The 8,496-nt window shown below is 51.8% G+C and carries 10 protein-coding genes and 1 pseudogene; 5 read left to right on the plus strand and 6 right to left on the minus strand.

Translation table 11 applies throughout. The features are described 5' to 3' along the window. Nucleotides 1-5 precede the first annotated feature (5 nt). A complete protein-coding gene (locus tag AO388_RS04000) occupies nt 6-446 on the minus strand; it encodes a conjugal transfer protein TraD (RefSeq protein WP_058416082.1) in 441 nt (146 codons plus the stop codon). 255 nt (nt 447-701) lie between these two features. Here AO388_RS04000 and AO388_RS04005 point away from each other — a divergent pair, with 255 nt between their 5' ends. Further along, nucleotides 702-2,186 (plus strand): MobA/MobL family protein, encoded by a 1,485-nt coding sequence (locus AO388_RS04005; protein ID WP_201786899.1) that lies wholly within the window; start codon nt 702-704, stop codon nt 2,184-2,186. A 13-nt stretch (nt 2,187-2,199) separates the two neighbouring features. Here AO388_RS04005 and AO388_RS04010 read toward each other — a convergent pair whose 3' ends face one another. The 4 genes from AO388_RS04010 to AO388_RS04025 all read right to left on the minus strand — a co-directional run bounded on the left by AO388_RS04010 (nt 2,200) and on the right by AO388_RS04025 (nt 4,039). Continuing rightward, nucleotides 2,200-2,466: a hypothetical protein gene (locus AO388_RS04010; RefSeq protein ID WP_058416083.1), complete on the minus strand. Its 267-nt coding sequence runs from the start codon at nt 2,464-2,466 to the stop codon at nt 2,200-2,202. Beyond that, the gene (locus AO388_RS04015) at nt 2,463-2,726 is read right to left on the minus strand and encodes an XRE family transcriptional regulator (protein WP_024689699.1); all 264 of its coding nucleotides are present in this window, start codon (nt 2,724-2,726) and stop codon (nt 2,463-2,465) included. Before AO388_RS04015 ends, AO388_RS04010 begins: the two co-directional genes overlap by 4 nt. Before the next feature lie 194 nt (nt 2,727-2,920). Then, complete coding sequence (gene trfA / locus AO388_RS04020; protein ID WP_330219496.1) at nt 2,921-3,811, minus strand: plasmid replication initiator TrfA; 891 nt, start codon at nt 3,809-3,811, stop codon at nt 2,921-2,923. A gap of 9 nt (nt 3,812-3,820) precedes the next feature. Further along, complete coding sequence (locus AO388_RS04025) at nt 3,821-4,039, minus strand: hypothetical protein (protein WP_058416092.1); 219 nt, start codon at nt 4,037-4,039, stop codon at nt 3,821-3,823. 87 nt (nt 4,040-4,126) lie between these two features. Between AO388_RS04025 and AO388_RS04030 the strand changes: the two genes are divergently transcribed. The 4 genes from AO388_RS04030 (at nt 4,127) to AO388_RS04045 (ending at nt 8,104) form a co-directional block, all read left to right on the plus strand. After that, nucleotides 4,127-5,473, plus strand: a complete 1,347-nt coding sequence (locus tag AO388_RS04030) for a helix-turn-helix transcriptional regulator (RefSeq protein ID WP_058416084.1) — start codon at nt 4,127-4,129, stop codon at nt 5,471-5,473. Between the two features lie 593 nt (nt 5,474-6,066). Continuing rightward, nucleotides 6,067-6,897: a TIGR04255 family protein gene (locus AO388_RS04035; protein ID WP_058416085.1), complete on the plus strand. Its 831-nt coding sequence runs from the start codon at nt 6,067-6,069 to the stop codon at nt 6,895-6,897. Further along, nucleotides 6,894-7,532, plus strand: coding sequence for a hypothetical protein (locus tag AO388_RS04040; RefSeq protein WP_058416086.1), 639 nt, complete (start codon nt 6,894-6,896; stop codon nt 7,530-7,532). The genes AO388_RS04035 and AO388_RS04040 overlap by 4 nt, the downstream gene beginning before the upstream one ends. 5 nt (nt 7,533-7,537) lie before the next feature. Continuing rightward, the gene (locus AO388_RS04045; RefSeq protein ID WP_058416087.1) at nt 7,538-8,104 is read left to right on the plus strand and encodes a hypothetical protein; all 567 of its coding nucleotides are present in this window, start codon (nt 7,538-7,540) and stop codon (nt 8,102-8,104) included. On the opposite strand, the pseudogene AO388_RS27060 reads toward AO388_RS04045, so the two are convergent. Next, nucleotides 8,105-8,496, minus strand: a pseudogene (locus tag AO388_RS27060) (hypothetical protein); the annotation flags it as partial.

An 8,496-nucleotide genomic window follows, 5' to 3' on the forward strand; every position in this document is an offset into this window, starting at 1 on the left:
GCTACTCAGCTTTTTCTGGGTCGTTCCCGACTTGCCATAAGTGCATCTCCTGTTCTTTTCCAGTCGACTCGCACTGCATCGGTTACGGCCGTTTCTTCAATTGCCACAAGGGCGCCCAAGAGCTCACCACGATCCAAAAGAGGACTTCCTGTCTTTGTATCAACCAAGCCTGCCAGTATGAGCAGTCCGGCTGCTTGATAAAGCTCGCGGTCCCTGGCTTTACGTGCAGATTCTTTTTCTGCATTAACAATGCGAGCTACATCGCTTCTGGCCTTCTGTGCCTTGGCTTCTGCCCACTCGGCCTTGATGAGAAAACTGAGCTTTCGCTCCTCGTCATTTGTTCGAGAGTTTTTTTCTGAAAGCATCAGGAGTAATCGCTGTTGATCACTTGGTGATTTCAGATTTTTTATGTGAAGAATCCTGTCGCTAAGCCATTTGTCTTTCATTTCGCTTAATTACGCTAAGTTTGTTTTTAGGGTTCTAATTATAACTATTATATGTTTGATGTGCGCACGAACTGCTTTATCCTTCCAGTATTGGAAGGCGCGCTTAGTTGTTTCTTCGTTCCTCAGAAACAGCGCGCCCTGCCGGGGGCAGAAGCGAAAATCAAAAGCAGAATTTTCGCGGGCGCGAAAAAAAAGCGTAGTGCCAAGGCATATTTTCGCGGGCGCGAAAATTCAGACGCGTGAGGTAATCCGCAGATGGCTATTGGCCGTTTAAGCATGAAGGTGGGAAAGATCGGGAAGGCTGGGCCACATGCGGCCTATATCGCCCGTGAAGGTAAGTATGCCGCGCGGCTAGATAGAAACGAAAAACTGGAGGCGACTGAGTCCGGGAACATGCCGGCTTGGGCTCAGCATTGTCCCCAAGAGTTTTGGAATGCCGCTGACGCGAATGAGCGCAAAAATGGCACTACGTATCGCGAGATGGAAATAGCGTTGCCTCGTGAGCTTTCACCACAGCAGCGCACTGATCTGGTACATGACTTTGTACGCCAGGAAATAGGAACGCGCCACGCGTATCAGTGGGCAATTCATTCGCCGAAAGCAGCAGACGGCGACGAGCAGCCCCATTTGCATTTGATGTTCAGTGAGAGGCAGTGTGATGGCTATGCACGTGATCCTGAGCAGTACTTCAAACGCTACAACTCTAAAAATCCGGCTAATGGTGGCGCTCGTAAAGGCTATGGCCCAAGCGCTGGACTCACACTGAGTACGACGGAGCGCAAGGCGGAGTTACGTCAGTTGCGCTATCGCTGGGAGACAAGTTGCAATACGCATCTGGAGCGAGCGGGGTTTGCAGAGAGGATCGATATGCGCAGCCATGCCGAAAGGAATACTGGGTTAAAGCCAGAACGGAAATATTTGCCGAGCGAGTGGAGAGATCCGTTGCTACGCGCAAAGGTGATCGACTTTCGACAAGCCCGAGCAGAGCTTTCCCGATCTCGGGATGATTTACGGCGCGAAGTTCCGAGCGCTGGAGCTGAGATTATTAGCCTTGAGAAAGAGCGTGAGCGGCGAACCCACGTGCAAAAAAACTCGGGCGGTAGCCCCCAACAGACCATCATTACGACCGGTTCGGTCGAGAGGCAAAGCGACGTGTCAACTAATTCCAACGGTAGTTCTACTGATAAAAAAAGATCTGAGCGAATGAGTAGAGAAGAGGCTGGACGAATCGCTACAGCGCTCTCCCAACAAAATGAGCGCCGCGAGAACCTTGAAACCATGCGACACATCGAAAAGATTCCGCAGTCGGAAAAGTCAGCTCAAGAGCTGCGAGATCAAAAAGAACGATCAGACCAAGAGAAAAGCATCCGCGATCAGGTCCGTAGGATGGAGCAATCGCGAAGCGACGAAGGAGATCGCTTGATTAACCAACTGCAGCGGGAGAGGGAGGAGGGAAGTGCGTGCGTACCTGGCGCGATGGAGAAGATGGAGGCCCAGTTGGCCCAGGGGGCCGGGAGTGGAAAGGCACCTGGTCGCGACCATGTACATGGTCAGAACGTTTCCAGCATTGAGCAAATGCGAACCAGGGCAATGGAGCGAGGTCACTTTAAAGATCAGGCGCTAAAGCCCGACCATGACCGTCCTCGCGCTTCTACTACGCTTGAGCAGATTAGGTCCGACGCCGAGACACGTCGTCTTGCGAAAGAGCAGAATTCCAATGAGGCGGACATCGAACGCTGACGGGATTTGGCTATCACATCTCTAGCTGTTGCCGTACCTTGGGCGGTAGCCACTCCAATTCAGGAAGATTGATTTCCTCAAGGGCCTGCAGCATGGCTTTCAACTTGCGACGGTGTCTCTGAAGAGCATCTTCGAGGGATTCTTTTGATAGCGTGCTGAACTCGCAAAGCTCCGAATCGTCGAAAATTCCTCGCCAAATGGCAAGGCTGAGCGGGGTTTTGTCCAGGGCGATGAAATAGTCGCGCCAGTAGCTGGAGTGCTCGATGGATAGGTTCGTCATTTGTTTTCGCCATCCCGGATTTTTTTGCGCATCTCTTCCAAATCGATCAGGGCGTTAGTTTGAAAGCGACCGATCAGGAGCTTGCTAAGCTGCACCTGTGGAACGTCCGCCAGTCGTGCTGCGTCACCAAGTGACAACCCTTTTTCCTCGATGAGTCGAATGATCGAGGAAACCGTCTGTGCTTTGGCCAGCATTTCCTTCGCTTCAGGGTCGCCAAGATCAGTGTATACGTTGCCGCTGCCTGCTTCGACCTTATTCATTATGGTTTCCAAGCTGTATTAGGATGATTATAAAAGGATTAAGGCGCTGTGGATTGTTCGCGTAGCCCTTCAATGGCGGGGCTCGTAGCCATTTCGGCTTGTTAATAATTTAGCCAACGGTACGGTATTTTTTAGCCGACGGTACGGTACATCCGAGCCAACGGTACGGTGCTGCCTAGCCAATGGTACGGTCCTTATTTTTTGCTTTTGGAGCCGCTGCCTTTCCTCGCAATGTGCCTAGCCTGACTACTGGTTGGGGTTTTCGTGAAATACACGTTGCCACCGCTGATTTCGTAGCTGAACAGCTGTCCGTGTAGGTTGCTTGCGTGCTGCAGCGCGTCCAGTGCCCTTCGAATATTTTGCTCACGGCTTGATGTAGAGTTGTCGAGACTACCGGCCATCTTCATTAGCGTATCAATCGACACAGGGAAGGGCTCAGCATGGCTCGATAGATACCCATGTAGCCACTGTGCTAGTGGTTTTGAGTTCAGACTTCTGCGAACGGCCCAATCTATGTGGGTAAAGTCATTTGGTCCAAACAAGTAAGAAAGCTCAAGGTTCAAAGTGATGACGAGCTTGTGCTCCATATCGTCTCTATAGATCGAGTCAATCAGGCCGCCTGTATAGGACTGATGTTTTGCACTTAACTCAAGTGTGCCCGCTGCGAGGCGGAACAGGCGCTTGTAGAGAGTTTTTCTATTATTCCCGGCATCCGTCTTCCCTTGTAGTTTCAGAAGCTCGTATGCGCTGGTTTTAAACAATTTCCCCATCTGCTTTTGGCGAGCGATATGCAACAACGTGATCCAGACATCTAAATCGCCTTGGTCCAGCCGTGGTCCTGTGTATCTCATCTGCGTGGGTCTCTGAGTGTAAATTTCGGCGCGCTGTAGGAATGCCTTGCTTGCGGATCTGCTGGACCCGAAAAGCGCAGACCGGAGCGTGATATTGGGTACACCTCTCACCTCATCTGGCCAGCCAGTCAGTACGATTTCAGGCAGGACTGGTTCCAGTGGTACTACCGCCGGGGTGTGTGAGCGCTTGGAAAGCGATTCTCCCAGTCGCGATAGTGAGATCAGCACTGACACGGGCTATTCTTATGCTTCGTCGATAAAGCGCGCGACCCCGGCTACACGGAAGTAAACGCGGCGGCCAATCTTGATCCTGCATGGTTTTAGATTTCGGGCGATTTCATTGTCGCCGGACAGAGTGATGCGTAGCCCGTCAGGGCTGCGGTGAAGGATTTCAGCAACTTGTGCTAGAGACAGCAGAGGAGAGCCGCCAGTTGTGCTCAGGATCAATTCTTCAGTTGTCACGTCCATTCCCTCATTAAGGTTGTTGAATGGAACGTTACAGATAAATACGGTTAGAATATGGGCTGAAGATTTAACATTTAGGTTGACATGGCGTATCTAGACGACTTCGATTTTTTATTGAACGAGGTGCGCGCGCACGCTAGGTGCTCTGACCAGCTCATGTCTGGTTTTGAGCGCCTCCTGGCCGGGCTCTCGCAGTCATCAAGCCTTACCTCAAGGCGGTATTCTGTTTGGACGGCTGTTCGTCGCAATATGGACGATGCGTTCCTGGAGTCCATCGGGCGCTTCAAGGGGGAGTGGAATCAAGAGCTGCTAGAGACTTGTCGGCTCTCTGAAATGGGAAAATATGCTCCTCCTATCCTTGCTATCCCAAGTGGCAACAATGGATCTGCGTATGCCGAGGCACTAGGTGCGCTTGGCATGGAGTGGAATCAAAAGCTGCTCGAAACCTGCCGTCATCCTCATCTGCAGCCGGAAATGCCTCGGCGTCCGTTCAATGATGGTTGGCATTTTAAAACAGCATCTCGACGATCTGAGAGACCTATTTCAACGCTCCCGATAGATTGGCAGTTGAGCAATATTGATTCTTGGGATGACAATTTTAGGTGTGTATTGCAGAACCTCTACGACCAGACCGATGATACGAGTGAAATGTGCGGCACGTTTGAAATGGCGCGCGAGCTGATCCGTCTGTTGAGACGTTTTAGGCCCGCGCGCACCAGTACACATCCTTATTATGAAACCCTGCGAGATGCACAGACTCGTTCCCAGGGGGACCACTACTGCGAATTATGCTGGCGTCTCACTAATCGTTCAGAACGCTTGCGTGAGTTGACATCATCAATTGCCAGTCATGACCAGCTAGCGAGAGAGCGAATTCGGGCCGGGAGATTGAGCAATCGTTATTGCAAGATCCATGCGCCAGGGACTGCCCGATATCATGCTGATCTTCGATACAAAGCTGCGTTCCAGCACCATCTGACTGTATTGGTCGGGTCGGGCAGGTCTGATTTTGCAGTCAATTTTCAGCCGCCGGACGCTGCTGACATGCAGGAACTGCGGAAGACGGCCTACGACCAAGTGCATTCAGGGCTGCATGCAATAGCCACAAGCAAAGGCACGTCGCTTGGGCTGCGTGAGAAAATATGGCTTATGAAGGATAAGGGGCTCAGCCAGGCTGAAATGGCAAAGCGTTTAGGCGTTTCGCGTCAGGCGATATCCAAAGCTAGTAAGAGCTTGAAGGCGCTGCTTGATACTTACCATGCGGGCTGCTATCTCAATCCGATAACAGGCGAGGCGGAGGTGCCTGGGCATATTCAGGACCGTATCCGAGACGGTTTGAGGAGTGGGCTACCCATTGCAGCTATCGCAAAAGAAGTAGGTCTTAGCAAAGGTACGGTAGATGGACTGGCTCGTCTTGTTGGCGACGAGTAGGTACAAATTTTTCCAGTGGGAGTCGCTTTTGCCCCGGCGGGTTTTCAGTAGGGGCAAAAGCGGCTGAGCTTTGATTGGTGGCAATGGTGATGGGCCAGGGGCGGCAATTGCATTTGACCACTTATTTGTGTAGCCGCCGACCAGTAACAGGCATTCGTGACGCCGGCTGAACATCTGTTTTCACACACTCTGAGCCGATAGCTGCTGGTAGCTGCCGCTCACGATGAGCGTAATTGGCCTCAAGAAGGTCTTCCTTTTTGTCAACCACCATGGGAGGCGTATTGGACCGCGTCATGAATCGAGAGCAAATGATTAAAAATCAGTTGCCTTAGCCTTAGACATCAAAGGCTTGCGGAGTTTTGATGTACGTGAAGGATAGGCTGCGAGCCATATTAGACCAAGCATCCTCACCATATTGTACGTGGGTATGTAGCCAGCAAGGCCTCCCCGGTGATATTGTCCTAGTACCATCCGCAAAGCTAACGGAGTGCTTTGCGGATGGTACTGAAGCAAGTCTTTTTGCTCGGCCCCTGGGGCATGAACCCTGGATCAGATGGCGACCCTCACGCCAAATCAGGATGAGTCAATCCCTCATGAACGAAAGATTCGAAAACCCGCCTCTCGTGGAGCTCGTGGCTGAGCTTCGCTGGAAAGATCCCGCATCGCTGGCGGCCTTGCCACCTGGGTTTCCTGCTGGTTTCTCCTTACCGGGAAGTAACGACGCTTTCGAGAAGCAGCTCCCTACTGTTACAAGAGCGATGTCCCTAATTGGCTATGGCGCTTCTGAGCGGCTCATCCCGGCAGGCTTTCCAGCCCCGGGTGAAGCGCCAATCGTCAGGTACAGATACACCGATCATGGGGCAGTCGACGCTGGAAGTGAGCACTTGCCGTCTACCTTGTTCCAGATCGGTACCGGTATCTTTACTGCGAACGCTGTCAAACCCTACAAATCATGGGATGACTTCGCGCCGGTTGTAGAGCAGGGGGTCAGAATTCTGCTCGAATCCCAGCAAGCTGAAGTCGAAGGCTATTCGCTGATACTGCGGTACATCGATGCTTTCGGCAAAGACTTCACCGGTGAGGCGAGCCATCTTCAATTTCTTACCGAAGTATTTGGATTCAATATCGAAGTGCCGGGTATCCTTCGCGAGGTTTCTAGCACCGGGGTCGTCGGCTTGCCAGTAATGCAGTTAATAGTACCGCTGGAATTCGGCAGCTTGCAGCTTCAGATGGCAGAGGGAGAAATTGAAGGTAGTAAAGGCTACATTTTGGAGAATGTGGTCGTAATTGAAGGCCTGGTTGGTGCAAACGTTCAGGAAATCATGGAAAGTTTTTCGAGCGCTCGTAATGTGATTCATAAGGTATTTGTCGGAATCACAGAACGGATAGCAGCTAAGATGAACCCTGTTGGAGGTGCGAGATGAGTGTTTTTAGGACGAATATAAGCTCCGCGCGATTTACTGCAGGCCAGACGGATTATAGCCGTACGTCTTCGTTACTGAACATTATCAAGCCCGATCGCGGAGTGGTTCAAAAGAGCTATGACGCGTTGAGCCACGCTTGGGAGCTTGTTAAGGCTGGTTGGCCGATGCAAGGCCCAGCGGTACCCAGCATTACAGTCCTTACAGATCACGCGTTTTCAGAGCGAATCAAAATGGTACGTGCGCAGCCCAATCTAGAGGGCGTGTTGACCAACGAAATGGTTGCTAAAGCCGCTTGGATTGCATTGCTTAGTCAAAAGCTTGATGAGCGTTGCATTACCCGGCTGTCTCGCCTCGTGCGCTCGGAAGATGATTGGGATGGGGAGGGAGCTCGAGCAATGAGCGTCGCCGCTATCGCAAACTTTTCAGCATTCATTGAGCGCGGCTTATCTCTCAATAACAAGCCAAGCCTGTTTTTGGGCTCGGATGGGGAAATTGTAGCGAGCTGGCAGCTTGATAATGGTTCAACGCTGGACATGGTTTTTGGCGATCAGCAGATCGAGCTTGCCACGGACGAACACGATGAAATCTTTGCTTTGGGTGATGCAAGGATATATAGCATCGTTGCCGAGCTCTGAACTCCATGAGTCTAGACGCGCAACCGGATAAGAAGTATCCGGCACGGGAAGTGTTGCTGAATGACAATGAAACGGTCATTCGAGCGATCGTTGAAGAAAAATGGGATGCTGAAACAAATCGAGGCACTCCTACGCTCTTTCAGGGCGCCAATGTTTCAGTTACACGTATTGATGCACTAGGGCTGGCTCCCTCAATATCATTGGTCAAGGCCACCCTTGAAATTTCGGGAAGGCCCGATCGAGACGTAGCGGGGGTGGGCAAAATCACAGTGGCATTATTAAAGCAGGTTGGCGTTGCGAAGCAGCCGGTGCTTAAGCCTGGCGATCCTATACACTTGCTGGTTTGGGAGGATAAAGCTCAGGCAAAGGGCGAGCGTCCGGCAAATCCTCACCATGCTGAAATCGTCGCATACGCCGATAGCGAACATACTAAGGGCAAGGAAAAGAAAATTACGCTTGGCTATAGCCGGATGCTCGCTAGGGCGGTGCACGTTTATGCCGTCGACCGCTCGGGAGCCGTTACTGGAGAGTCTCCGCCACTAGATTGGACCAAAGCTGAAGAGGTTGAGTAGTTAATCCGATGATGGATTTGCTACGGGCAGACTTAAATCATGGAAATCCATCATCGATTCATCCTTGTGACCATAAGCCTGCTGGTTGTCCGCCCTAGTCCCAGCTGTATCCGTAATACCCTTTCGCTTGAAATCATGCATTCCAAACCGCTGTCCCTCGGTAAGACCCCCTTCTCCATCGCTTGGGTAATTAGCTGCTGAAACGCGGTACTGAGCCCGGATTTCGATAACTACCCGCCGCTTGAGGAGACGATCAGGAAACGCTGATCCGGTCGGAAAGGAACAGGCTTTTTTATCCTCTGCCAAGTTCTCGCTCTCTCTGCCTTGGCCCCATCCCCGCGTAACCGTCCGGGCAACACACCTTCCTGACACCGTCGCTTGAGGCGATGGTG

It is taken from the genome of Pseudomonas sp. ICMP 10191 (assembly GCF_001467335.1).
Lineage (GTDB): Bacteria > Pseudomonadota > Gammaproteobacteria > Pseudomonadales > Pseudomonadaceae > Aquipseudomonas > Aquipseudomonas cerasi.

Coding starts and splice junctions, on each gene's coding strand:
- AO388_RS04000 (WP_058416082.1), bottom strand. CDS start 446: ATGAAAGACAAATGGCTTAGCGACAGGATTCTTCACATAAAAAATCTG.
- AO388_RS04005 (WP_201786899.1), top strand. CDS start 702: ATGGCTATTGGCCGTTTAAGCATGAAGGTGGGAAAGATCGGGAAGGCT.
- AO388_RS04010 (WP_058416083.1), bottom strand. CDS start 2,466: ATGACGAACCTATCCATCGAGCACTCCAGCTACTGGCGCGACTATTTC.
- AO388_RS04015 (WP_024689699.1), bottom strand. CDS start 2,726: ATGAATAAGGTCGAAGCAGGCAGCGGCAACGTATACACTGATCTTGGC.
- AO388_RS04030 (WP_058416084.1), top strand. CDS start 4,127: ATGGCGTATCTAGACGACTTCGATTTTTTATTGAACGAGGTGCGCGCG.
- AO388_RS04035 (WP_058416085.1), top strand. CDS start 6,067: ATGAACGAAAGATTCGAAAACCCGCCTCTCGTGGAGCTCGTGGCTGAG.
- AO388_RS04040 (WP_058416086.1), top strand. CDS start 6,894: ATGAGTGTTTTTAGGACGAATATAAGCTCCGCGCGATTTACTGCAGGC.
- AO388_RS04045 (WP_058416087.1), top strand. CDS start 7,538: ATGAGTCTAGACGCGCAACCGGATAAGAAGTATCCGGCACGGGAAGTG.